The 24,521-nt window shown below is 68.0% G+C and carries 23 protein-coding genes; 18 read left to right on the top strand and 5 right to left on the bottom strand.

From position 1 onward, the window contains the following. Positions 1–350 precede the first annotated feature (350 nt). Positions 351–1,550 (bottom strand): tyrosine--tRNA ligase, encoded by a 1,200-nt coding sequence (gene tyrS, locus HOP52_RS17595; protein WP_238978731.1) that lies wholly within the window; start codon positions 1,548–1,550, stop codon positions 351–353. A gap of 121 nt (positions 1,551–1,671) precedes the next feature. Between tyrS and HOP52_RS17590 the strand changes: the two genes are divergently transcribed. Beyond that, positions 1,672–2,811, top strand: a complete 1,140-nt coding sequence (locus HOP52_RS17590) for an anhydro-N-acetylmuramic acid kinase (protein WP_238978729.1) — start codon at positions 1,672–1,674, stop codon at positions 2,809–2,811. Positions 2,812–2,977: 166 nt separating this feature from the next. Here HOP52_RS17590 and HOP52_RS17585 read toward each other — a convergent pair whose 3' ends face one another. Both HOP52_RS17585 and HOP52_RS17580 read right to left on the bottom strand, forming a co-directional pair. Continuing rightward, complete coding sequence (locus HOP52_RS17585; protein ID WP_238978727.1) at positions 2,978–4,120, bottom strand: PilT/PilU family type 4a pilus ATPase; 1,143 nt, start codon at positions 4,118–4,120, stop codon at positions 2,978–2,980. A gap of 28 nt (positions 4,121–4,148) precedes the next feature. Then, positions 4,149–5,183: a type IV pilus twitching motility protein PilT gene (locus tag HOP52_RS17580; RefSeq protein ID WP_238978724.1), complete on the bottom strand. Its 1,035-nt coding sequence runs from the start codon at positions 5,181–5,183 to the stop codon at positions 4,149–4,151. A gap of 76 nt (positions 5,184–5,259) precedes the next feature. Here HOP52_RS17580 and HOP52_RS17575 point away from each other — a divergent pair, with 76 nt between their 5' ends. The 6 genes from HOP52_RS17575 (at position 5,260) to HOP52_RS17550 (ending at position 9,946) form a co-directional block, all read left to right on the top strand. Next, the gene (locus HOP52_RS17575) at positions 5,260–5,973 is read left to right on the top strand and encodes a YggS family pyridoxal phosphate-dependent enzyme (RefSeq protein WP_238978723.1); all 714 of its coding nucleotides are present in this window, start codon (positions 5,260–5,262) and stop codon (positions 5,971–5,973) included. A 59-nt stretch (positions 5,974–6,032) separates the two neighbouring features. Beyond that, positions 6,033–6,857 (top strand): pyrroline-5-carboxylate reductase, encoded by an 825-nt coding sequence (gene proC / locus HOP52_RS17570; RefSeq protein ID WP_238978721.1) that lies wholly within the window; start codon positions 6,033–6,035, stop codon positions 6,855–6,857. Between the two features lie 179 nt (positions 6,858–7,036). Then, entirely contained in the window at positions 7,037–7,630 is a 594-nt protein-coding gene (locus HOP52_RS17565) for a YggT family protein (RefSeq protein WP_238978719.1), read from the top strand. 46 nt (positions 7,631–7,676) lie between these two features. Next, a complete protein-coding gene (metX, locus tag HOP52_RS17560; protein ID WP_238978717.1) occupies positions 7,677–8,834 on the top strand; it encodes a homoserine O-succinyltransferase MetX in 1,158 nt (385 codons plus the stop codon). Continuing rightward, a complete protein-coding gene (metW, locus tag HOP52_RS17555) occupies positions 8,834–9,433 on the top strand; it encodes a methionine biosynthesis protein MetW (RefSeq protein ID WP_238978716.1) in 600 nt (199 codons plus the stop codon). Before metX ends, metW begins: the two co-directional genes overlap by 1 nt. 54 nt (positions 9,434–9,487) lie before the next feature. Continuing rightward, positions 9,488–9,946 carry a DUF4426 domain-containing protein gene (locus HOP52_RS17550; RefSeq protein ID WP_238978715.1) on the top strand — a complete coding sequence of 153 codons (459 nt, stop codon included), beginning with the start codon at positions 9,488–9,490 and terminating at the stop codon, positions 9,944–9,946. Between the two features lie 38 nt (positions 9,947–9,984). On the opposite strand, the gene sfsA is transcribed toward HOP52_RS17550, so the two are convergent. Then, positions 9,985–10,758, bottom strand: coding sequence for a DNA/RNA nuclease SfsA (sfsA, locus tag HOP52_RS17545; RefSeq protein ID WP_238978714.1), 774 nt, complete (start codon positions 10,756–10,758; stop codon positions 9,985–9,987). 9 nt (positions 10,759–10,767) lie between these two features. Beyond that, the gene (locus tag HOP52_RS17540; protein ID WP_238978712.1) at positions 10,768–11,928 is read right to left on the bottom strand and encodes a pyridoxal phosphate-dependent aminotransferase; all 1,161 of its coding nucleotides are present in this window, start codon (positions 11,926–11,928) and stop codon (positions 10,768–10,770) included. A 279-nt stretch (positions 11,929–12,207) separates the two neighbouring features. On the opposite strand from HOP52_RS17540, the gene dksA reads away from it, so the two are divergent. The 11 genes from dksA to HOP52_RS17485 all read left to right on the top strand — a co-directional run bounded on the left by dksA (position 12,208) and on the right by HOP52_RS17485 (position 24,520). After that, positions 12,208–12,645: an RNA polymerase-binding protein DksA gene (gene dksA / locus HOP52_RS17535; RefSeq protein ID WP_238978710.1), complete on the top strand. Its 438-nt coding sequence runs from the start codon at positions 12,208–12,210 to the stop codon at positions 12,643–12,645. A gap of 81 nt (positions 12,646–12,726) precedes the next feature. Next, positions 12,727–13,638 (top strand): tRNA glutamyl-Q(34) synthetase GluQRS, encoded by a 912-nt coding sequence (gluQRS, locus tag HOP52_RS17530; RefSeq protein ID WP_238978708.1) that lies wholly within the window; start codon positions 12,727–12,729, stop codon positions 13,636–13,638. A 14-nt stretch (positions 13,639–13,652) separates the two neighbouring features. Continuing rightward, positions 13,653–13,829 carry a hypothetical protein gene (locus HOP52_RS17525; protein ID WP_167119311.1) on the top strand — a complete coding sequence of 59 codons (177 nt, stop codon included), beginning with the start codon at positions 13,653–13,655 and terminating at the stop codon, positions 13,827–13,829. Beyond that, a complete protein-coding gene (locus tag HOP52_RS17520) occupies positions 13,819–16,779 on the top strand; it encodes an ATP-binding protein (RefSeq protein ID WP_238978706.1) in 2,961 nt (986 codons plus the stop codon). The genes HOP52_RS17525 and HOP52_RS17520 overlap by 11 nt, the downstream gene beginning before the upstream one ends. Next, a complete protein-coding gene (locus tag HOP52_RS17515) occupies positions 16,757–18,151 on the top strand; it encodes a sigma-54-dependent transcriptional regulator (RefSeq protein ID WP_238978704.1) in 1,395 nt (464 codons plus the stop codon). The genes HOP52_RS17520 and HOP52_RS17515 overlap by 23 nt, the downstream gene beginning before the upstream one ends. Positions 18,152–19,033: 882 nt before the next feature. Beyond that, positions 19,034–20,437: a polynucleotide adenylyltransferase PcnB gene (gene pcnB, locus HOP52_RS17510; RefSeq protein ID WP_238978702.1), complete on the top strand. Its 1,404-nt coding sequence runs from the start codon at positions 19,034–19,036 to the stop codon at positions 20,435–20,437. Further along, positions 20,434–20,943 (top strand): 2-amino-4-hydroxy-6-hydroxymethyldihydropteridine diphosphokinase, encoded by a 510-nt coding sequence (gene folK / locus HOP52_RS17505; protein ID WP_238978701.1) that lies wholly within the window; start codon positions 20,434–20,436, stop codon positions 20,941–20,943. The genes pcnB and folK overlap by 4 nt, the downstream gene beginning before the upstream one ends. 101 nt (positions 20,944–21,044) lie before the next feature. Then, complete coding sequence (panB, locus tag HOP52_RS17500; RefSeq protein WP_238978699.1) at positions 21,045–21,836, top strand: 3-methyl-2-oxobutanoate hydroxymethyltransferase; 792 nt, start codon at positions 21,045–21,047, stop codon at positions 21,834–21,836. Positions 21,837–21,857: 21 nt separating this feature from the next. Further along, on the top strand, positions 21,858–22,706 hold the full coding sequence (gene panC / locus HOP52_RS17495) for a pantoate--beta-alanine ligase (protein ID WP_238978698.1): 849 nt from the start codon (positions 21,858–21,860) through the stop codon (positions 22,704–22,706). Between the two features lie 36 nt (positions 22,707–22,742). Further along, on the top strand, positions 22,743–23,123 hold the full coding sequence (gene panD / locus HOP52_RS17490; RefSeq protein ID WP_238978696.1) for an aspartate 1-decarboxylase: 381 nt from the start codon (positions 22,743–22,745) through the stop codon (positions 23,121–23,123). Between the two features lie 221 nt (positions 23,124–23,344). Further along, positions 23,345–24,520 carry an acetyl-CoA C-acetyltransferase gene (locus HOP52_RS17485; RefSeq protein ID WP_238978695.1) on the top strand — a complete coding sequence of 392 codons (1,176 nt, stop codon included), beginning with the start codon at positions 23,345–23,347 and terminating at the stop codon, positions 24,518–24,520. The last annotated feature ends 1 nt before the right edge of the window (position 24,521 follow it).

Genomic DNA, 24,521 nt, shown 5'->3' with positions numbered 1-24,521 from the left:
GCGAGACCGCCGAAGCGGCTGCGATTCGAGTGGTGCGTATTCTACCGAATCCGCCGTGGCCGTCAAGCTGAATTTTTGCGAAGCGATCCGAAAAATCCAAAGAACAACAACCAGTTACCACCCTCTCCACCGCCTGCAACGTTGCCCGTCGCCGGCAGCGGATGCGTACTTTACGGTTTTCCCCGGCGGCCCGCAAGGCCTGCGTGTAAAAAAATTTCAGCCACCCGCTCGACCCAGCCGACACCGCCATCCACAGGCACTCTGCGGCTTACCGCCTGTGGATAGATCCATGGCCACCAGAGACGAAAGCGCCCGCTCGAGGCGGGCGCTGGCAGGTCTGGCGAACCGACTTACTTCAGCGTCACACGGGCGTAGCGCTTCTTGCCCGCCTGAATGACGTAGCTCGCGCCGGTATCGAGCATATGGTCGCGCTCGACCACTTGGCCATCGACCTTCACCCGGCCGTTGCCCAGCATGTCCTTCGCCTGGGCGCTGTTACTGGCCAGGCCCGAGCGGTTGAGCACCGCAGCGATAGGGGCCTGGGAGCCGCCCTCGAAATCCACCTCGACCTCCGGCAGGTCCTCGGGCAGCTCGCCCTCGGCCAGTTGGTTGCCTGCAGACTTATGGGCGTTGGCGGCCGCCTCTTCCCCGTGATAGCGCCCAATCAGCTCGCGAGCCAGCACCATCTTGATGTCACGGGGATTGGCCCCTTGGGCCACGTCGCGCTTGAGCGCCTCGATCTCCTCGTTGGACTTGAGGGAGAGCAGCTCGAAGTAGCGCCACATCAGACTATCGGGCATCGAGACCAGCTTGTTGAACATGGCGCCCGGCGCCTCGTCGACCCCGACATAGTTGCCCAGCGACTTGGACATCTTCTGCACGCCGTCGAGGCCTTCCAGCAGGGGCATGGTGATCACCACCTGCGGCGCCATACCGAAGTGCTTCTGTATCTCACGGCCCATCAGCAGGTTGAACTTCTGGTCGGTGCCGCCCAGCTCCACATCGGCTTCGAGCGCCACCGAGTCGTAGCCCTGCACCAGCGGGTAGAGGAACTCATGGATCGAGATGGACTGGCCGGCCTTGTAGCGCTTCTCGAAGTCGTCGCGCTCGAGCATGCGCGCCACCGTGCTCTGGGCCGCCAGTTCGATCATGTCAGCGGCGCTCAAGCGGGAGAACCACTCCGAGTTGAAGCGCACCTCGGTCTTGTCGGGGTCGAGGATTTTGAAGACCTGCTCCTTATAAGTCTCGGCATTGGCCTTGACCTCCTCCTCGCTGAGCGGCTTGCGGGTGACGTTCTTTCCGGAAGGATCGCCGATACGGCCGGTGAAGTCGCCGATCAGGAAGATCACCTCGTGCCCGAGCTCCTGGAACTGGCGCATCTTGGTCAGCAGCACGCTGTGGCCCAGGTGCAGATCCGGCGCGGTGGGGTCGAAGCCCGCCTTGATCCGCAGCTTGCGGCCGGATTCGAGCTTCTGCTTGAGCTCGCCTTCGATCAGGATTTCCTGGGTACCACGCTGCAGCAGCGCCAGCGCGCTCGCAACATCGCTCATCGTCTCCTACTCCACGGCAAATCGGTTGCTCGGCCCTGCAGGCAGGGACCATCGAATGGGGCAGAATGGTAGCATGACTTGACGCTTCGCGGAGGGGCCGCGGCCAGGGGGAGAAAAACGCATGTCACTGTTCATCGGCCTGATGTCCGGCACCAGCCTGGACGGTATCGACGCCGCCCTGGTCCAGGTCTCGTCGGCCAGCGACGGCGGCCAGGTCCGGCTGCTGGCCAGCCACGCCGAGCCCATGCCGGAGGCGCTGCGCCAGCGGCTGCTGACCCTGTGCCAGGCCACCCATGTCGACTTTGCCGCCCTGGCCGCCGCCGAGGACGCCTTCTGCCACCTGCAGGCCACCGCGGTGGCGCGGCTGCTCGCGGCCTGCGGCACGCCCGTCGACGCCATTGCCGCAATCGGCAGCCACGGCCAGACCATCGAGCATGCCCCCTGGGGGCATGCCGGCGGCCCCGCCTATACGCTGCAGCTGGACAACCCAAGCCTGCTCGCCGAGCTGACCGGTTGCCGGGTGGTGGCCGATTTCCGGCGCCGCGACCTGGCGGCCGGCGGCCAGGCAGCGCCGCTGGCTCCGGCCTTTCACCAGGCGCTGTTCCGGGGCGCCGGGGAGTGGCGGCTGGTGCTCAACCTCGGCGGTTTTGCCAACCTGACGCTGCTGCCGCCCGCCGAGCGCGACGCCGAGATCACCGGCTTCGACACCGGCCCGGCCAATGTACTGCTGGATGCCTGGCACGCTCGCCACCGCGGCGGCCGCTTCGATGTCGACGGCGCCTGGGCGGCCTCGGGACGGGTGGACGAGGCACTGCTGGAGCGGCTACTCGCCGAACCCTTCTTCCATCGACCACCGCCGCGCAGCACCGGCCGCGAGGTCTTTCATCTCGACTGGCTGGCACACCACCTGACGGGAAAGGAAGCCCCGGCAGATGTCCAGGCCACCCTCGCCGAGCTGACCGCCACCAGCGTGGCGCTGGGCGTGGAGATGGCACGGGAGCGGCTCAGAGCACCGCCGCCCAAGGCGCTGATTCCCTGCGGTGGTGGCGCCCACAACCCGCACCTGCTGGCGAGGCTGGCACACCACCTGCCCGACACCCCGCTGATCGCCAGCGCCGACTGGGGCTGGCCCGCCGACTGGCTGGAGGCCGGCGCCTTCGCCTGGCTCGCCTGGCGGCGACTCGAGGGCCTGCCCGGCAACCTCCCCGCGGTCACTGGCGCCGCCGGGCCACGCATACTCGGCGGCGTCTACGCCCCCTGAAGCGGGAGCTAAGAAAGCGCTGTAGCATTAGGCGAACGACTGAAGCGCAAGGCGCACGGAGCACAGGAACCGGAGCATATGGGGTATATGTGAGGATCCGCCGGTCCGACGCTTCGGCACCGCGCAACGAAGCGATTCAGCCGTGTAGGCAATGATTCAGTGCTTTCTAGAAGTCGTCCTCGTCGCGTAGGGACAGCCGCTGCGCCGTATCCTGCGCCTTGGCCAGCGCCTCGCTGCCCTCGTCGCCATACTTGATCATCATGCGCAGATCGTTGGCGGAATCGGCGTGCACCAGCGCCACCTCCTCGCTGATCCTGCCCCCCTTATAGAGGTCGAAGAGCGCCTGATCGAAGGTTTGCATGCCAAGGTCCCGGGAGCGGCTCATGACGTTCTTGATCTCACCGACATCGCCCTTGCGCACCAGATCGCCGATCAGCGGGGTACGCAGCAGCACCTCGATGGCCGGGCAGCGGCCGCCATCCAGGGTGGGCAGCAGCTGCTGGGCGACGATGGCGTGCAGGTTCAGCGACAGGTCGAGCCAGATCTGTTCGTGGCGCTCATGGGGGAAGAAGTGAATGATCCTGTCCAGCGCCTGGTTGGCGTTGTTGGCGTGCAGCGTGGCCAGGCACAGGTGGCCGGTCTCGGCGAAGGTCAGGGCATGCTCCATGGTCTCGCGGGTACGCACCTCGCCGATCAGGATCACGTCCGGCGCCTGGCGCAGGGTGTTCTTTAGCGCCACTTCGAAGGATTCGGTGTCGATCCCCACCTCCCGCTGGTTGATGATCGCCTTCTTGTGGGGGTGAACATACTCGATCGGATCCTCGACGCTGATGATATGGCCGCCGATGGTCTCGTTGCGCTGCTGGATCATCGACGCCAGGGTGGTCGATTTGCCGGTTCCGGTACCGCCCACCACGAACACCAGCCCGCGCTTGATATTGGCCAGCTCGCCCAGCACCGGCGGCAGCGACAGCTCCTCCAGGTGCGGGATGTCATAGGCGATGCGGCGGATCACCATGGCCATCTGGTTGCGCTGCTGGAAGGCGCTGACACGAAAGCGGCCGCGACCCGAGAGGCTCAGCGCGAAGTTCGCCTCGCGCTCGCTGTGGAAGCGCTCCTTGAACCCCTCGGGCAGCGCCGCATAGACCAGCTCGCGCACCTGCTCCACCGATAGCCGCTGATCACCCAGCGCGGTCAGCTTGCCGGCCATCTTCAGCGTCGGCGGCGCCTGCACCGAGATCAACAGATCCGAGGCTTCCTTCTGGGCCATGATGCCCAGCAGCTGTTCCAACCATTCGCGTGCAGTCATCTGCCTGCTCCCCTTGGTGATCATTCCCTCACGGCGTCAACATGCTCTTGGCACGCGCCTGGGCCTCTTCCCGAGCCACCACGTTGTCGGTAACCAGCTTGGCCAGACAGGCATCCAGAGTCTGCATGCCCAGGTTGCCGCTGGTCTGGATGGCCGAGTAGATCTGCGCCACCTTGTCCTCGCGAACCAGGTTGCGCACCGCCGCCGTGGCGATGAGGATCTCGTGGGCCGCGACCCGGCCGCCCCCCTGGCGCTTGAGGAGGGTCTGGGAAATGACCCCCTGCAGCGACTCCGAGAGCATCGAGCGCACCATACTCTTCTCCTCGCCGGGAAAGACATCGATGATCCGGTCGATGGTCTTGGCCGCCGAGGTGGTATGCAGGGTGCCAAACACCAGATGGCCGGTCTCGGCGGCGGTCAGCGCCAGGCGAATGGTCTCCAGGTCGCGCAGCTCGCCGACCAGAATCACATCCGGGTCCTCGCGCAGGGCACTGCGCAGGGCCTGGGCGAAGCCGTGGGTATCGCGATGCACCTCGCGCTGGTTGATCAGGCAGCGCTTGCTGCGGTGCACGAACTCCACCGGATCCTCGATGGTCAGGATATGATCGTATCGGTGGTCGTTGATGTAGTCGATCATCGCGGCAAGCGTAGTGCTCTTGCCCGAGCCGGTGGGCCCGGTGACCAGTACCAGCCCCCGGGGCAGCAGGGCCAGGCGCCGGAAGACGTCGCCGAGCCCCAGGTCATCCATGGTCAGCACCTCGCTGGGGATGGTGCGAAATACCGCGCCGGCGCCGCGGGCCTGATTGAAGGCGTTGACACGAAACCGCGCCACCCCCGGCACCTCGAAAGAGAAGTCGGTCTCGAAGAACTCCTCATAGTCGCGACGCTGGCGGTCGCCCATGATGTCGTAGATCAGCTTGCGGACTTCGCGGTCGTCCATGGCGGGCACGTTGAGCCGGCGAATGTCGCCATCGACGCGGATCATCGGCGGCAGCCCCGCCGACAGATGCAGATCAGAGGCGTTCTGCTTTGCCGAGAACGCCAGCAGTTCGGTAATATCCATGCACTTCCCCTGCTCCCAGGTATGATTCTCTCCAGTATGACAGACCTTGCGATATGGCGAACTTGATGTGGCTGAAATGACGGATCTCATACTGCACGATGCGCTGCCCGCCGCCCGCCGGCGGCTGGGCGAAGCGCTGGCCGCCGCCGGGCGCGCGGACGCTGACGCGCACCTGCTCGCCGTCAGCAAGACCAAGCCGGCGGCGGCGATCCGCCAGGCCTGGGGCCTGGGCCAGCGGGACTTCGGCGAGAACTATCTCCAGGAGGCCCTCGACAAGCAGGCCGAGCTGGCCGACCTGACGGATATCGTCTGGCATTTCATCGGCCCGCTGCAATCCAATAAGACGCGAGCCGTCGCCGAACACTTTGCCTGGGTGCATAGCCTGGACCGTGAGAAGATCGCCCGGCGCCTGAACGACCAGCGCCCGGCGACGCTGGGTCCGCTCAACGTCTGCCTGCAGGTCAATATCAGCGAGGAGGCGAGCAAGTCGGGCGTCACCCTGGCGGCGCTGCCGGCGCTGGCTGAGGCGGTTCTGGCGCTGCCGGCACTGCGCCTGCGCGGGCTGATGGCGATCCCCGCGCCGGCCGAGGGGCTGGCGGCCCAGCGCCGACCCTATGCCCGGCTACGCGAGGCGCTAGAGGCGCTGCGCGAGCGGTTTCCCGAGGCACCGCTGGACACCCTGTCGATGGGCATGAGCAATGACCTGGAAGCCGCCATACTGGAAGGCGCTACCCTGGTGCGGCTGGGCACCGCCATCTTCGGCGAGCGCAGCACCACCGCGAATCAATGACGGCAAGGTCACGTAGGCCGCCGGCCGACGTGCTTCACAGCAGATAAAGGACAGATCGCATGGCCAGCAGAGTCACCTTCATCGGCGCCGGCAACATGGCCAGCGCCATCATCGGCGGAATGATCGACAACGGCCATCCGGCCACCGCCATCACCGCCACCTCACCCAGCGACGCCTTTCTGGCGCCGCTCCATGAGCGCTACGGTATTCGCACCAACACCGACAACGCCTCCGCGGTACAGGGCGCCGACGTGGTAGTGCTGGCGGTCAAGCCGCAGGTGATGCGCGAGGTCTGCGAAGGGCTGAGTGATACCCTACAGCGCCTGCGCCCGCTCATCGTCTCGGTCGCCGCCGGCATCGACGCCGAGACGCTGGACCAGTGGCTCGGCGGCGGCCTGCCGCTGATCCGCTGCATGCCTAACACCCCCTCACTGGTGGGCGCCGGCGCCTCGGGCCTGTTCGCCAACGCCGAGGTCAACGCCGAACAGCGTGCCCAGGCCACCCAACTGCTCGAGGCCGTGGGCCTGGTCGAGTGGGTCGAGGAGGAGGCTCTGCTCGACGCGGTCACCGCCGTGTCCGGCAGCGGGCCCGCCTACTTCTTCCTGATGTTCGAGGCCATGGAAGAGGCCGGCGTCAAGCTGGGGCTGCCCGCCGAGACCGCCCGCCGCCTGGCCATGCAGACCGCGCTGGGAGCGGCCCGCATGGCCCAGCAGAGCGATCAGCCGCCGGCCCAGCTCAAGCGCAACGTGATGTCGCCGGGCGGCACCACCGAGCGTGCCGTGGAACACCTCGAGCAGGCCGGGCTGCGCGACATCATGCGTGACGCCATGGACGCCTGCGCCGCTCGCGCCCGAGAGATGGCCGACGAATTCGGCACGCGCTAAGGAATCGCTGAACAAATCGCCGAGCGAGATGAAGCGCAAGGCGCACGGAGCACAGGAACCGGAGCATATGGGGTATATGTGAGGATTCTGAGCACCGCGCAACGCAGCGATTCGCTCGTGTAGGCTTTTGTGCAGAGTTTCCTTAACTCGGCAAGCTTTCACGAACAAGGAGAGGCCCAATGGGCAATCAGCTGGGAAATGCCGGTCTGCTGCTGGTCAACACCCTGATCAATATCTACATCTTCATGATGATGCTGCGCTTTTTGCTGCAGGCATCGGGCGCCGACTACTACAACCCCATCAGCCAGTCGGTGGTCAAGATCACCCAGCCGGTGGTGCGCCCCTTCCAGGGTTTCCTCGGCCCGGTGATGGGGCGCTTCGACCTGGCGACCCTGGCTGCCGCCTTCGTGCTCAAGGCGGTGAGCATCGTGGTGATCCTGCAGATCGCCGGCTTCGGCATGCCGCCGGTGGCGGGCATTGCCATCGGCGCGGTGGCGGCCATCGCCAATGCCATCCTCAAGATCTACTTCTTCGCGCTGATCGTGATGATCATCTTGAGCTGGGTGGCCCCCAACGCCAGCCACCCCGGCGCACTGCTGATCATGCAGCTGGTGGAACCGATCATGGCCCCGGTGCGCAAGGTCATCCCACCGCTGGGCATGATCGACCTGTCACCGATCGTGGTTTTCATCGCCATCAGCATCATCGATGGTATCGTGGTCGGCTCCCTGACCCGGGCCGCCGGCATCTCCGGCGCACTGGTCGGCCTGTAATCCCTGGCCCGCTCCGGCCCCGAACGACTGGACACCGAACAACACAATGCCCGAGCTTCCCCGCGACTCGGTCGGCCTGGTGACGCCGCAAACGGCGCGCTTCGACGACCCCCTGGAACTGGCCTGCGGCAAGACGCTGCCGGCCTACGACCTTGTGTACGAGACCTACGGCACGCTCAACGCCGAGCGCAGCAATGCGATACTGATCTGTCACGCCCTGTCGGGCCACCACCATGCCGCCGGCTACCATGCCCTCGATGAGCGCAAGCCAGGCTGGTGGGACGCCCATATCGGGCCGGGCAAGTCCATCGACACCAACCGCTTCTTCGTGGTCTCGCTCAACAACCTGGGTGGCTGCCACGGCAGCACCGGCCCTATCAGCGAGAACCCCGACACCGGGCGGCTGTGGGGGCCGGACTTCCCGATGGTCACGGTCAGTGACTGGGTGCACAGCCAGGCGCGCCTGGCCGACCGGCTGGGCATCGAGCGTTTCGCCGCGGTGATCGGCGGAAGCCTCGGCGGCATGCAGGTGTTGCAGTGGACCCTGAGCTACCCCGAGCGCATCGCCAATGCCGTGGTGATCGCCGCCACGCCCAAGCTCTCGGCGCAGAACATCGCCTTCAACGAGGTCGCCCGCCAGGCCATTCGCTCGGACCCCGAGTTCCACGACGGCTGGTACATCGAGCATGACACGGCGCCGCGCCGCGGCCTCAAGCTGGCGCGCATGGTGGGGCACATCACCTACCTCTCGGAAGACGCCATGGGCAGCAAGTTCGGCCGCGACCTGCGCAGCGAGGACCTCAACTTCGGCTACGGCGTGGAGTTCCAGGTGGAGTCCTACCTGCGCTACCAGGGCGACACCTTCTCCAACTCTTTCGATGCCAACACCTACCTGCTGATGACCAAGGCGCTGGACTACTTCGACCCCTCGGCGGCTCACGGCGGCGTGCTGGCCAAGGCGCTGGCGCCCTCGCAGTGCCCCTTCCTGGTGGTCAGCTTCACCAGCGACTGGCGCTTCCCGCCGTCGCGCTCCAGGGAACTGGTCGATGCCCTGGTGCGGGCCGGCAAGCCGGTCAGCTACGTCAACATCGACTCGCCCCACGGCCACGACGCTTTCCTGATGCCGGAGCCGCGCTATCAGGCGGTGTTCGCGGCCTTCATGTCCCGCGTGGCCCGGGAACTGGGCCTGGAGGAGCACGGCTGATGCGCGCCGACCTGAAGCTGATCCACCGCTGGGTGCCGGACGGCGCCCATATCCTCGACCTGGCCTGCGGCGACGGCACCCTGCTCGCCTCGCTGGCCCGGCACAAGGGGGTCACCGGCTACGGCCTGGAGATCGACCCGGAGGGCATCACCGCCTGCATCGCCAAGGGGGTCAACGTCATCGAGCAGAATCTCGACGAGGGGCTCGCCAACTTCGAGGACGACACCTACGACCTGGTGGTGATGACCCAGGCCCTGCAGGCGCTGCGCCGCCCCGACCGCATGCTCGACGAGATGCTGCGGGTCGCCGACGAGGGCATCATCACCTTCCCCAACTTCGCCTACTGGCGTCATCGGGTGCATCTGGGCATCCGTGGCTACATGCCGGTGTCCAAGTCGCTGCCTCATGCCTGGTACGACACCCCCAACATTCACCTGTCGACCTTCAACGACTTTGAACACCTGTGCCGTGAGAAGGGTCTGATCATTACCGACCGCGCGGTGGGCATCCGCGATCACGAAGGCCACTGGACCTCGCGACTTTGGCCCAACCTGTTCGGCGAGATCGCCATCTTCCGCGTCAGCCGGCGACGGGACTGAGCCCGGCAGCTTGCCCGCGCCGTGCCAACGATCACCATCAGGGGAGAAACCAGCATGAGTCACCGAACCGTCTTGGCCCGCCTGGCAACCGGCCTGGCGCTGCTGTGTCTGGCCCTGCCGCTCAAGGCCCAGCAGTATGAGCGCGTCGACAACTACCAGATCCACTACAGCGCGGTGAGCACCAGCTTTCTCACCGCGGAGGTGGCCGCCGACCACAACATCCAGCGCAACCCGGCCATGGCCCTGCTCAACGTCAGCGTCCTCGAGGAGCTCGACGATGGCTCCACCCGCCCGGTGAACGCCCAGGTCGACGGCCAGGTCGGCGACATCGGCGGCGATGTCTCGGCACCGCTCTCCTTCCGTAGCCTGCGCGACGGCGACAGCATCTCGCAGATTGCCGTCTTTCGCATCCATGACGACGAACCCATGCGCTTCGACCTGCAAGTGCGCTACGACCGCAACCGCGAACCGGCCAGCGTCAACTTCATCCAGCGCTTTTATATCGACCGCTGAACCCTCGCCTGGGCGCCCCCCTCGAACCGCCGGCGAGCTCAGTCGACATCGCGGGCCAGGTCAGCCCGGCGGGTGAGCGATACCGGCAGTTCGCCGCCCAGGCCAATCGCCACCGGCGCACCGCCGCGCCACCCGATCTCGCAGCCGTGGGCGAGCACCTCGACGCCGCGCCGCGTCACCTCGCGCAGCGTTGCCGCATAGGCCGGATCGAGGTGCGCCGCCGGGGCCACGTCGCCGATCCCGGTGTGGGCCACGCAGAACAACAGCACGGCGCGCTCTCCCCGGGCGGCCAGTGCCGCCAGCGCCTCGAGATGCCTGCGCCCCCGCTCGCTGACCGCATCGGGGAAATAGCCGTGGCCGTCGACCTCCTTCAGGGTCACCTGCTTGACCTCCACGAAGGCCGTGCCTTGCACGGGGTCCTCCAGGCGGAAGTCGAGCCGCGAGGCCTTTGCCCCCGGCCGCGCCACCCTGGCTTCGCGCCTGAGCGACGCATAGCCGGCAAGCCCGGGCACGCGTCCGGCGCGCAGCGCCTCCTCGACGATGCGATTGGTCCGACCGGTGTGTACCGAGACCATGGCCAGGCTGCCGTCCGGCTGCGGGAGCTCGATCAGCTCCCAGGTCCAGGCCAGCTTGCGCGCCGGATTGTCGCTGGGCGCGAGCCATACCCGGCAACCCGGCACATTGACCGCGCGCATGGAGCCGGTATTGGGGCAGTGGGCGACCACGTCGCGGCCATCCGCGAGGCGTACATCGGCGAGAAAGCGCTTGTAGCGGCGCAGCAGCACGCCGGCAACGAGTTCCGGGTACTCCATGACGACGGCCTACAAGCGCGACAGGAAGCGCTCGAGGCGGTTGACCGCCTCCTCGAGCCGCGCAATGCCGGTGGTGAAGGCAATGCGCACATGCTGCTCGCCCCCCTCGAGGGCGAAGTCGATCCCCGGGGTGATCGCCACGTTCTCCTCCTCCAGCAGGCGTCGGCAGAAGGCCTGGCTGTCATCGCTGTAGCGGGAGATGTCCAGCCACAGGTAGAAGGCCCCCTGGGGCGGCAGCGAAGGCGCCAGGCCGAGCCGCGCCAGACCCGCCAGCAGGGCGTCCCGGCGGCGTCCCAGTTCGCGGCGCTGGGCCTCGAGGAGCTCCCGGCACTCGGGGGTGAAGGCGGCCAGCGCCGCATGCTGGGCCGGAGTCGGCGCGGCCAGAAAGACATTCTGGGCCAGCCGGGTGAGCGGCTCCACCGCCGCCGGGGGCGCCAGCAGCCAGCCCAGCCGCCAGCCGGTCATGCCGAAGTACTTGGAAAAGCTGTTGACCACGAAGGCGTCCGGGGTCAGCGCCGCCACCGAGAGCGGTTCGAGGTCATAGCAGAGCCCCTGGTAGATCTCGTCGACCAGCAGTTGGCCGCCGCGGGCCGCCACCGTCTCGACCACCGCGCCGAGCTGCCCGGCGTCGAGCATATGCCCGGTGGGATTGGAGGGGGTGGCGAGCATCGCCAGGCGGGTGGCATCCCGCCAATGGGCGTCGACCAGCGCCGCATCCAGCTGCCAGCCGCTCTCGGGCCCCACCGGCACGGCGTCCACCTCGGCGCCGGCCAACGCCATAAAATGGCGATTGCAGGGGTAGTTGGGATCGGCCATCAGCACCCGGTCGCCGGGACTCGCCAGCAGCTGGCTGGCCAGCAGCAGCGCCCCGGAGGCGCCGGGGGTGACCAGCACGCGCCCGGGGTCGACCTCGGCGCCGAACTGCTCGGCATAGTGGCCGGCGATGGCCTCGCGCAGCGCCGGCAGCCCCGCCGCTGGCGTATAGCGGGTGTGGCCCGCAGCCAGCGCCGCCTGGCCGGCGGCGACCACTGGCGCCGGGGTGGGAAAATCGGGCTCGCCCACCTCCAGGTGGATCACATCGTGCCCCGCCGCCTCGCGGGCCTGGGCGACCTCCAGCAGGCTCATCACACGAAAGGGGGCGACCCGATCGACTCGCGCACTCCACGACATGGCGGACTCCTGTGCAAATTCCGATTTGGCGCGGTCCAACCCTTGAGGACGAAACCCCGGCGTGCCGCGACGCTGAGTCCCGCATTCTAGCGACTTTGGCCGTCGGCAGAGAAATCCTGTGCCGGGCCGGGCCAGGCGCGCTCGTCGCGCCATCTGCCGAAGGGAACAGTGTTGCAAACGCCGCCATTTTCAGCTAAACAAGCATGCCTTTGGCGTGAGATACCTTGCCCCATCATGGCGGGTATTGATCAGCAGTCACTCAAGTAATGAGGCAGTCCCATGCCAGTAGCAGACAAGAAAACGGAAGCGCCCAAGAAGTTCACCCCGTACGAGTCGGCGGCCGGTGAAGAGTACATGAACGAGCAGCAGCTGGAGCACTTCCGACAGATCCTGCTGGGCTGGAAACAGGAGCTGATGGAAGAGGTGGACCGCACCGTGCGCCATCTGCAGGAAGAGGCGAACAACTACGCCGACCCGGCCGATCGTGCCACCCAGGAAGAGGGCTTCAGCCTGGAGCTGCGCACCCGTGACCGCGAGCGCAAGCTGCTCAAGAAGATCAACGAGACCCTCGAGAAGATCGACGAGGACGACTACGGGTTCTGCGAGGCCTGCGGCGTGGAGATCGGCATCCGTCGCCTCGAGGCCCGTCCCACCGCCACCCTCTGCGTGGACTGCAAGACCCTGGCCGAACTCAAGGAAAAGCAGCTCGGCGGCTAAGCCGATGGGGATCTGCCACTCTCGCAACGGGCACCCCAGGGTGCCCGTTTGCATGCCCGCCCAGAGGGACGGGAGTCGCCCATGAGTCGCTACCGTGGACGCTTCGCCCCCACCCCGTCCGGCCCGCTGCACTTCGGGTCGCTGATCGCCGCCCTGGCCAGCCACCTGGACGCCCGCCGGGCCGGCGGCGAGTGGCGGCTGCGCATCGAGGACATCGACCCGCCGCGCTGCCCGGCCGGCGCCGCCGACGCCATCCAGCGCCAGCTCGAGGCCTTCGGCCTGCACTGGGATGGCCCGGTGACCTGGCAGCACGGCCGCGACGCGGCCTATGGCGCCGCCCTAGCGCGGCTGACCGCCCTGGGGCTGGCCTACCCCTGCAGCTGCTCGCGCAAGCAGTGGCGCGACTACCCCGTCTACCCCGGCTGGTGCCGCGACGGCGTTCGCGAGCCCGGCAAGCCGGTGGCCTGGCGGCTGCGCAGCGACCTGGGCCTGCGCCCGGTGGTCTGGCGGGACCGGCTGTTCGGCGCACAGCGCTTCGATCCCGCCGAATTCGGCGACGTGGTGCTCAAGCGCAAGGATGGCCTCTGGGCCTACCAGCTGGCGGTGGTGGTGGACGATGCCGACCAGGGCATCAGCGACGTGGTGCGCGGCTTCGACCTGCTCGACAACACCCCCTGGCAGCGCCAGCTGCAGCATGCCTTGGGCTACTCCGAGCCACGCTATCTGCACCTGCCGCTGATCCTGGGGGACGACGGCCAGAAGCTCTCCAAGCAGAACCTGGCCCCGCCGCTGCCCACCGAGGACGGCGCCGTCCGCCCGCTGCTCCACCAGGCCCTGCAGGCCCTGGACCAGGCTCCCCCCGTGGCGCTCGCCCGGGCCCCGGTGGCCGAGCAGCTGGCCTGGGCCGTGGCCCACTGGGACGCGGCGCGCATTCACCCCGACCCGGCGCGGCACCGCCGGGACGACGATGCCACGGCATCGCCCCCTGCCTGAGCAAGGAGCCCGGCATGTACGTCTACCGCATCATGCTGTTCCTGGTGTTCGGCGGCTATCTGCTCTCGCCGCTGCTGATGAGTGGCTGGTCGAGCCCCGGCGTGGCCTGGTATCGCCCCTTCGTCATCTGGGGGGTGCTGATCGCCCTGACCCTGTGGCTGGAACAGAAGAGGAAGCTCGATGAGCGCTAGTCTGGCCAGTGTCTTCGCCCTGGGCACCGGCTACCTGCTGGTGCTCTTCCTGTGCGCCCTGGCGGTAGAGCGCGGCTGGATCAGCCTGCGTATCACCCGCCACCCCGCCGTCTACACCCTGGCGCTGGGGGTCTATGCCAGCGCCTGGGCGATCTACGGCAGCCTGGAGCTGGCCGCCAGCGCCGGCTACGGCTACCTGGCCTACTACCTGGGGGTGGCCGGCGCCTTCCTGCTGGCGCCGGTGCTGCTGGTGCCCATCCAGCGCATGACCCGCACCTACCAACTCGCCTCGCTGTCCGACCTCTTCGCCTTCCGCTTCCGCTCGCGCTGGGTCGGCACCCTGATCACGGTGATCAGCCTGCTGGCGGTGCTGCCGCTGCTGGCCCTGCAGGTCCAGACCCTGGGCGACGCCATCTTCCTGATGACCGGCGGCGCCGCCTCGCCGGCGCTGCTGGCGCTGGCCTTCTGCGCGCTGATTGCGCTGCTCACCATGCTGTTCGGCGCCCGACACAGCCGCCTGCACGCCCGCCACGACACCCTGCTGGCGGTGATCGCCTTCGGCTCGGTGGTCAAGCTCGGCGCCATGTTGACCCTTGGCGCCATCGCCCTGTTCGGGGTCTTCGACGGCCCCGCCAGCCTGCAGACCTGGCTCGACGGCCCCGGCCAGGCCTACCAGGCCAGCGTGGTCCAGCCCGACCCGGCCCACTGGCGCACGCTGCTGCTGCTGTTCTTCGCCGCCGCCCTGCTGATGCCGCACATCTTCCACATCACCTTCGCCGAGACCCTGTCGCGGCACACCCTGCTCCAGGCCAGCTGGTCGCTGCCGCTGTTCCTGCTGCTGATGGCACTGCCGGTGCCGCTGATCCTGTGGGCCGGCCAGTACCTGGGCAGCGACGAGACGATCGGCGCCGCCTACCTCGCCTTCGGACTGTCGGACGCCTTCTGGGTCCAGGGGCTGGCCTTCATCGCCGGGCTGGCGGCCACCAGCGGCACCATGGTGATCATCGCCCTGGCACTGTCGGGGATGATCCTCAACCACGTGCTGCTGGTCGCCCACCCACCCGATGCCCAGCACAACCTCTACCGCTGGCTGCGCTGGTTGCGCCGGGCGCTGATCGCCGCGGTGATCCTCGGCGGCTGGCTGTTCTATCGCACCGTGGGCGTGCATCACGACCTCACCCCGCTGGGGCTCTCGGCCTTCGTCGGCATGGCCCAGTGCCTGCCAGGGCTGATGGCACTGCTCTACTGGCCGGGCGCCAACCGCAAGGGGATGGTCGCCGGGCTCAGCGTCGGCACCCTGATCTGGCTGGTCGGCATGTGGCTGCCGCTGCTCACCGGGATGGCGCCGCTGATCGTGATTCCTCCGGGGCTGGAGGGGCTGGCCGGCGAGCCGGACTGGTACGTGGTGACCCTGGTGTCGCTGTCGGCCAATATCCTGGTCTTCATCCTGGTGTCGCTGGCCACCCGCACCTCCGACGGCGAACGTGCCGCCGCCGAGGCGTGCTCGGTGGACGCCGTGATCCGCCCCAAGCGGCTGCCGCTGGTGGCCACCACCGGGGCCGACTTCAAGCACCACCTGGCGCCGGTGCTGGGCGACGAGGTCGCCGAGCGCGAAGTGGAGCGCGCCCTGGCCGACCTCGGGCTCTCGCCGCTGGACGGCCGACCCTATGCGCTGCGCCGGCTACGCGACCGCATCCAGGCCAACCTCTCCGGGCTGATGGGTCCCTCGGTGGCCCAGGACATCGTCGACCGCCAGCTGCCCTACCGGCGCGGCGGCCAGGAGCCCACCGACGATATCCAGTTCGTCGAGAACCGCCTGGAAGCCTACCGCTCGCGGCTCACCGGCCTGGCCCGGGAGCTCGACGGCCTGCGCCGCTACCATCGCCGCATCCTCACGCGGCTGCCGGTGGGGCTGTGCGCCTTCGGCGTCGACGACGAACTGCTGATGTGGAACGACGCCCTGGCCGAGCTCTCGGGCATCGACGGCGGAAGCGTGATCGGCGCCCGGCGCGACGGCCTGCCCGCCCCCTGGGGCGAGCTGCTCGGCCGGATGCTCGCCGAGCAGCACGACCACCTCTACAAGCAGCCGGTGGCGCTGGAAGGCGGCACCCGCTACCTGACCCTGCACCGCGCCGAGCTCAAGGCGGACGACGACATCCGCGGCGGCACCGTGATCCTGATCGAGGACCACAGCGAGATGAAGTGGCTCGAGGACGAGCTGGTGCACGCCGCGCGGCTGGCCTCCATCGGCCAGCTGGCCGCCGGCGTGGCCCACGAGATCGGCAACCCCATCACCGGGATCTCCTCGCTGGCCCAGAATCTGCGCTACGACACCGACGACCCCCAGGTACTGGAAACCGCCGCCCAGATTCAGCAGCTGACCGATCGCGTCTCACGCATCGTCGGCTCGCTGGTGGGGTTCGCCCACGGCGGGCGGCACGTGGGCGGCACCCGCTTCGCGCCGGTGTCCCTGGCCGCCGTTACCGACGAGGCGCTGCACTTGATCCAGCTGGCGCGCTCGGGCGAGGATGTGGAGTACCACAACCTCTGCCCCCCCGAGCTGGAAGCCGTAGGCGATGCCCAGCGGCTGCAGCAGGTGATGATCAACCTGCTCAGCAATGCCCGGGACGCCAGCCACCCCGGCGGCCTCATCGTCATCGATGCGGCGCCGGACGGCGACATGCTGCGGGTGACCGTCACCGACGAGGGGCACGGCCTCGATCCCCACGTCCGTGAGCATCTGTTCGAGCCCTTCACGACCACCAAGCCGCCGGGCGAGGGCACCGGGCTCGGCCTGCCGCTGGTCTACAGCATCATTGCCGAGCATCATGGCAGGATCGAGTTCGACTCCCCGCCCCCCGGGCATGAATGCGGTACCCGCATCAGCCTGTGGCTGCCCACCGCACGACAGGATGGTGAAGACACCGATGAGCCGAATTCTGATCGTTGAAGACGAAGCCATCATTCGCGCCGCACTGCGCCGCCTGCTGGAGCGCCACGACTACCGGGTCAGCGAGGCCGGCTCGGTGGACGAGGCCCTGGCCCAGGAGCCCCAGGGCTTTGACCTGGTGATCAGCGACCTGCGCCTGCCCGGCGAGCCGGGCACCGAGCTGATCGCCCGCGCCGCCCCGGTGCCGGTGCTGATCATGACCAGCTATGCCAGCATGCGCTCCGCGGTGGACGCCCTCAAGCAGGGCGCCGTGGACTATGTGGCCAAGCCCTTCGACCACGACGAACTGCTCGAGACCGTGGCACGGGTGCTGCACCAGCAGGCCTCGCAGCGCTCCGAGCCCCCCGATATCACCGACGACGGCGGCTCCCGCCAGCAGATGATCGGCGAGTGTGCGGCGATGCAGTCGGTCTACACCCGGATTCGCAAGACCGCGCCGGCCGACGTCACGGTGCTGATCCAGGGCGAGTCGGGCACCGGCAAGGAGCTGGTGGCCCGCGCCATCCACCAGCAGAGTCGGCGCGCCGGGGCCTCGCTGATCTGCGTCAACTGCGCGGCAATTCCCGAGACGCTGATCGAGTCCGAGCTGTTCGGCCACGAGAAGGGCGCCTTCACCGGCGCCAGCGCGGCGCGCACCGGCCTGGTCGAGGCCGCCGACGGGGGCACCCTGTTCCTCGACGAGATCGGCGAGCTGCCGCTGGACGCCCAGGCGCGTCTGCTGCGCGTGCTGCAGGAGGGCGAGATCCGCCGCATCGGCTCGGTGGAGACCCGCCATGTGGATGTGCGGCTGATCGCCGCCACCCACCGCGACCTGCGCGCCCTCTCCAAGACCGGCGAGTTTCGTCTCGACCTCTACTACCGGCTCAACGTGATGCAGATCGACCTGCCGCCGCTGCGCGACCGCGAAGAGGACATCCTGATGATCGCCGACGTGCTGCTGGACAAGGCCTGCCGCCGCCATGAGCGCAGCGGCCTGCGCCTGTCCCGCGCCGCGCGTCGCGAGATTCGCGACTACCCCTGGCCCGGCAACGTGCGCGAGCTGGAAAATGCCCTGGAGCGCGGGGTGATCCTGGCCGAGGGCCACCTGATCCACCCCGACGACCTGGGTCTGCGCCCCGGCCTGCCCGCCGCGTCGCGCCCCGCCCCCGAACCGGCGGTCCGACCTGCCGAGCCGGTGGAGGTCGACGCCGACGACGGTGGCGAAGACCTGTCGCTGGAGGACTATTTCCAGCACTTCGTGCTCGAGCATCAGGACCAAATGAGCGAGACCGAACTGGCCCAGAAGCTGGGCATCAGCCGCAAGTGCCTGTGGGAGCGCCGCCAGCGCCTGGGCATTCCGCGCAAGAAGCAGCCGCGACGCAGCAGCGGCTGACCCGGGCCGGCCACCGCGCCCTGTCTACGACCAATGTCCAAGCGTCCGGCGCCCAGCCTCCCGGGCGCTTTTTATCGCCACCGCTGCAGAAATTGCACCAAGTGTTACCTTCCCACACAGGGAACACCCTCTAATGGCGCATGAGGGGTAACACTAGACGGGGGCTTCATGGGACTCGTCGCAGGCGAAACCTATAGATATCTGTTTTAAAAGAAGAAAAAACAAGGTGGCATGCGGCCTGCAATATCTAAGGCAAGAAAAACAACATCCGGCTGTCACCCGCGCCAACAACAACAACAAGGCGGTCAGGCGAGACAGGGTCCGCACCAACAACAACAATGTCGGACCGTGAATGGATGTGGAAGCGGGAGTCGCAACAACAACAAGACGCCATCCCGACAGCTTCCGCCCTTCGATGCCAACAACAACAATAGCTCGAAGCACCGGATCCATAGGACGCGATGCGCTCACAGCGGCCGCCAACAAGAACAAGGGCCGAAGAAGCGCGCCCTCGGCAACAACATCAACAAGCCGAGGGTAGGCAACTCACCTTGCCGTCGTGGTTGGATTATTGTTTTGAATACGAGACGGTCGCCACCAGGAACGTCAACAATCACAACAACACTGCTTGCCTGTGTACTCCTTGGTGACTGTGGTGCGTATTCAAGGCGATGCGCCATCACGAAGAAGAATCAGCCGCACGGATGCAGCGCTTTTTGCTTGTCGGAGGAGGCCCAAGGGCCTCCTCTTTTGCTGTGCGCGCCACTCATCCCCGGGCCAGACCCGCCACTCGACGGCGACGCCAGCCGCGAAGGTGTTTCCCCTGGGTGGCGGGGTCGGCTACACTCTCCCTTTTCGCACCCTGCGAGGCGATATCGCCGCATGTTCAAAGGATTTACCCGCTTTCTGCAGAGCCCAGGCGAGCATTTGAGATCGCTGTTCGGCCCCGAAGAGGCCGCCGCTGGCGCCATTGCCGGGCCCCGCATCATCCCGCGCAACGAACACCCCGTGTCGCGCCAGCACTTCAGCGAGCCGGCGCTCAAGGTGCTCTACCGCCTGCACAACGCCGGCTACGAGGCCTACCTGGTGGGGGGCTGCATTCGCGACGCCCTGCTCGGCAAGATGCCCAAGGACTTCGACGTCGCCACCGATGCCACCCCGGAGCAGGTCCGCGAGCTGTTTCGCAACTCGCGCATCATCGGCCGGCGTTTTCGCATCGTGCACGTACGCTTCGGCCGCGAGGTGATCGAGGTCACCACCTTCCGCGGCCAGCCGGGCGACGACCATGGCGACCATCTTGCCCAGCAGTCCGAAGACGGCCTGCTGCTGCGTGACAACGTCTGGGGCAACATTCAGGAAGACGCCATCCGTCGGGACTTCACCATCAATGCGCTCTACTACAGCATTGCCGACTTCTCGATCCATGACTTCGCCGACGGCGTTCGCGACATCGAGTCGCGCACCCTGCGGCTGATCGGCGACCCGGCGACCCGCTATCGCGAAGACCCGGTGCGCATGCTGCGCGCCGTGCGCTTCGCCGCCAAGCTCGACTTCCATATCGCCCCGGACAGCGAAGCACCGATCTTCGAGCTGGCGCCGCTGCTGCTGCAGATCCCCCCCGCCCGGCTGTTCGACGAGATTCTCAAGCTGTTCATGGCCGGCCACGGTGTCGAGACCTTCCGCCAGCTGCGCCGCTACGGGCTGTTCGCCATGCTCTTCCCCGAGTCCGAGGAGGCCATGGCCGAGTTGCCCTGGGCCGAGCCGCTGATCGAAGCCGCCCTGGCCAGCACCGACCGGCGCATCCACGAGGAGCGCCCGGTGACCCCGGCCTTCCTGTTTGCGGCGCTGCTGTGGGGGCCGGTCCAGCTGCGCCAGGCGGCACTCGAGGCCGATGGCATGCCACCGATTCCCGCGCTGCAGGCCGCCGCCCAGCCGGTCATCTCCCGCCAGCTGCAGCATATCTCGATTCCCAAGCGCTTCAGCCTGCCGATGCGTGACATCTGGGACCTGCAGCAGCGCCTGCCGAAGCGGGGTGGCAAGCGCGCCAGCCAGACGCGTGAACACCCGCGCTTCCGCGCCGCCTATGACTTCCTGCTGCTGCGCGAAGCCGCCGGCGAGATTCCCCCGGGGCTCGGCGACTGGTGGACCGCCTACCAGGAGGGCGACGAGCATGACCAGCAGCGCCTGGTCGGCAAGGCCCAGGATAGCGAACCGGGTGGCGGCCGCTCCCGGCGCCGCCGTCCGCGCAAGCGGCGTCGCCGCAGCACGCCGCCCAGCAGCTCATGAGCCGGACAGTCGATGCCTACGTGGGGCTGGGCAGCAATCTCGACGGCCCCCGGGAGCAGATCGAACGGGCCCTCGAGGCGCTGGAAAGACTGCCGCTGACCGGGCGGGTTCAGGCCTCTCGCCTCTATGTCAGCGCCCCGGTCGGCCCCGTGGACCAGCCCGACTTCGTCAATGCGGTGGCCCGCCTCGAGACCCGCCTCTCACCCTTGGCACTGCTCGACCAGCTGCAGGCCCTGGAGCAGCGCCATCGCCGGGTGCGCCGGCGGCGCTGGGGCCCCCGCACCCTGGATCTGGACCTGCTGCTGTACGGGGATCGCGTCATCGACACGCCCCGGCTGCGCGTGCCTCATCCCGAGCTGGCGGCACGCGCCTTCGTGGTGGTGCCGCTCGCCGAGCTGGCACCCGAGCTGCAACTGCCCGACGGCCGTCGCCTGGCCGCCCTGAGAGAGGCCCTGCCCCTCGACGACGGGCTGCAGGTGTTACCCAACAACCCACGCGATGAATAAGATGTTACCTGTCGACACGGATGGCGCATTCTGGTAACAATCACGCGGATTGCGGGCGCCACGGCCAAGGCCGTCCGCCCAGGACAACACGAGAGCACGCCATGAAGACCGTCACCCTCAGCACGCTCAGGGCCCGCAAGCAGGCCGGAGAGCCCTTCAGCTGCCTGACCGCCTACGACGCCTCCTTCGCCCGCGCCGCCAGCGAGGCCGGCATCGAGGTCCTGCTGGTGGGCGACTCCCTGGGCATGGTCCTGCAGGGCCACGCCAGCACCCTGCCGGTGACCCTCGACGACATCTGCTACCACACCCGCTGCGTGGCACGCGGCAAGGGGGCCAGCCTGCTGATGGTCGACCTGCCGTTCATGAGCAATTCGAGCCAGGAGCGGCTGCTGCAGGATGCCGGCGAGCTGATGCGCGCCGGCGCCGAACTGGTCAAGGTCGAGGGCGAGGCCTGGATGGCCGACGGCATCCGTGAGCTGACCCGCCGCGGGGTGCCGGTCTGCGCCCACCTGGGGCTGACCCCCCAGACCGTCTATCAGCTGGGCGGCTACAAGGTGCAGGGGCGCGACGCCGAGCGCGCCGGCCAGATCCTCGAGGATGCCCGCACCCTGGTCGACGCCGGTGCCTCGGTGATCCTGCTGGAGTGCGTGCCGGCGAGCCTGGGTCGTGCGGTGAGCGAGGCGCTGGAGGTGCCGGTGATCGGCATCGGCGCCGGCCCCGACGTCGACGGCCAGATCCTGGTGATGCACGACGTGCTCGGCGTGACCCACGGCCGCACCCCGCGCTTCGTCAAGAACTTCCTGGCCGAGGCCGAGGACGTCCAGAGCGCCTTTCGCCGCTACCACGAAGACGTCAAGGCCCGCCGCTTCCCGGCCGAGGCGCACTGTTTCTAGCATTACGCTCAGGAGCCCACCATGCGTACCCTGCGAGAGATTGACGCGCTGCGCGAAGCCCTCGGCGAGTTCCGCCGCCGCGACCAGCGCATCGCCCTGGTGCCGACCATGGGCAACCTGCATGCCGGCCACCTGGCGCTGGTGGAAAACGCCCGGCGCCATGCCGAGGTGGTGATCGCCACCATCTTCGTCAACCCCATGCAGTTCGGCCCCGGCGAGGATCTCGACGCCTACCCGCGCACCCTGGAGGCGGACCAGGCGCAGCTGGAAGACGCCGGCTGCGATCTGCTGTTCGCGCCCGACCCGACGATGCTCTATCCCCGGGGCCTGGCCCACCAGACCCGCGTCTGCGTCCCCGAGGTCAGCGAAGGACTGTGCGGCGGCGACCGGCCCGGCCACTTCGACGGCGTCGCCACGGTGGTCAGCATCCTGTTCAACCTGGTGCAGCCCGATGCGGCCTGCTTCGGCGAGAAGGACTACCAGCAGCTGGCGGTGATCCGCAAGCTGGTCACCGATCTGCACTACCCCATCGAGGTCATCGGCGTGCCCATCGTGCGCACCGAAGATGGGCTGGCCCTCTCCTCGCGCAACGGCTATCTCGATGCCGACCAGCGCCGCCGGGCCCCGACGCTCTACCGCACCCTGTGCCAGGCCCGCGACGCCCTGGAGGCCGGAGCGCCGACCGCCACGACACTGGACGACGCCCTGGCGCGGCTGCGCGAGGCGGGCTTTGCCCCGGACTACCTGGAACTGCGCGCCGCCGACCTGGGCCCGGTCACGGCGACGACCCGCGATGCCGTGCTGCTGGCGGCGGCGCGGCTGGGCCCGACCCGACTGATCGACAATCTGACCCTGACCCTGCCGGGCTGAACCACGGCTACTGAGACACCAAGAGGACCCCGCACCATGTATACCGTCATGCTCAAGGCCAAGCTGCACATGGCCCGCGTCACCCACGCCGTGCTCAACTACGAAGGCTCCTGCGCCATCGACGGCGACCTGCTGGACATGTCCGGCATCCGCGAGAATGAGCAGATCCAGATCTACAACGTCGAGAACGGCCAGCGCTTCACCACCTACGCCATTCGCGCCGAGGAGGGCTCCCAGGTCATCTCGATCAACGGCGCCGCCGCCCACCTGGCCGGCCCCGGCGACCGCGTGATCATCTGCAGCTATGGCCACTACAGCGAAGCCGAACTCGACGCCCACCAGCCGGCCCTGGTCTATCTCAAGGAAGGCAACGACGTCAGCCACACCAGCAACGCCATCCCCGTTCAGCTGGCCTGACGCCCCCGGCAGGCACCCCGCTGCGGGGGTGCCTTGCCGCCTCCCCACACGCGCTTTCCAGCGCCCCCACCGCCTCTCTCATCCCCATCTCGCCCCATCTCGCCCCGACCCGGCTATACTGGGTAGCCACCCCCCTCGACCCAAGGGGGATTGCCGCACTGCAAAACATTGCCCTATGCTGGCAATCGTGAAGACTGCCAACCACCTTCAGGAGTAACCCCATGCAAGACGTGGTGATCGTTGCCGCACGCCGTACCGCCATCGGCACCTTCGGCGGCTCCCTGGCCGGAATTCCCGCCAGCGACCTGGGCGCCTTGGTGATCAAGGATATCCTGGCCAGCACCGGCGTGGCCGGCGACCAAGTCGACGAGGTGCTGCTCGGCCAGGTGCTGACCGCAGGCGTCGGCCAGAACCCGGCCCGCCAGGCGGCCATCAAGGCCGGCCTGCCCGATGCCGTCCCCGCCATGACCATCAACAAGGTGTGCGGCTCGGGCCTCAAGGCGCTGCACCTGGCGACCCAGGCGATCCGCTGCGGCGACGCCGAGCTGATCCTGGCCGGCGGCCAGGAGAACATGTCCGCCTCCCCGCACGTGCTGCCCAACTCGCGCAACGGTCAGCGCATGGGCGACTGGAAGGCCGTCGACACCATGGTCCACGACGGCCTGTGGGACGCCTTCAACAACTACCACATGGGTATCACCGCCGAGAACCTGGCCGAGAAATACGGCATCACCCGTGAAGAGATGGACGAGTTCGCCGCCGCCTCCCAGCAGAAGGCCACCACGGCCATCCAGGAGGGCAAGTTCAAGAGCCAGATCGTCCCGGTGGAGGTTCCCCAGCGCAAGGGTGACCCGCTGGTCTTCGACACCGACGAAGGCCCGCGCTCGGTGACCGCCGAGAAGCTCTCCGGCATGCGCCCCGCCTTCAAGAAGGACGGCACCATCACCGCCGGCAACGCCTCCTCCATCAACGACGGCGCTGCCGTGGTGATGCTCTGCTCCGCCGAGAAGGCCAAGCAGCTCGGCCTCGAGCCGCTGGCACGGATTGCCGCCTACTCCAACGCCGGCGTCGACCCGGCGATCATGGGCATCGGCCCGGCCCCGGCCACCCGCCGCTGCCTCGAGAAGGCCGGCTGGAGCCTCGACGACCTGGACCTGGTCGAGGCCAACGAGGCCTTCGCCGCCCAGGCACTCTCGGTCAACAAGGAGCTGGGCTGGGATGCCAGCAAGATCAACGTCAACGGCGGCGCCATCGCGCTTGGCCATCCCATCGGCGCCTCCGGCTGCCGGGTGCTGGTGACCCTGCTGCACGAGATGATCGCCCGCGACGCCAAGAAGGGCCTCGCCACCCTGTGTATCGGCGGCGGTCAGGGCGTGGCGCTGGCCATCGAGCGGTAAA

Origin of the sequence: Billgrantia campisalis (genome assembly GCF_022341425.1) — a bacterium.
Classification (GTDB): domain Bacteria; phylum Pseudomonadota; class Gammaproteobacteria; order Pseudomonadales; family Halomonadaceae; genus Halomonas; species Halomonas campisalis.
This window is presented reverse-complemented; position numbering and strand designations above follow the sequence as displayed.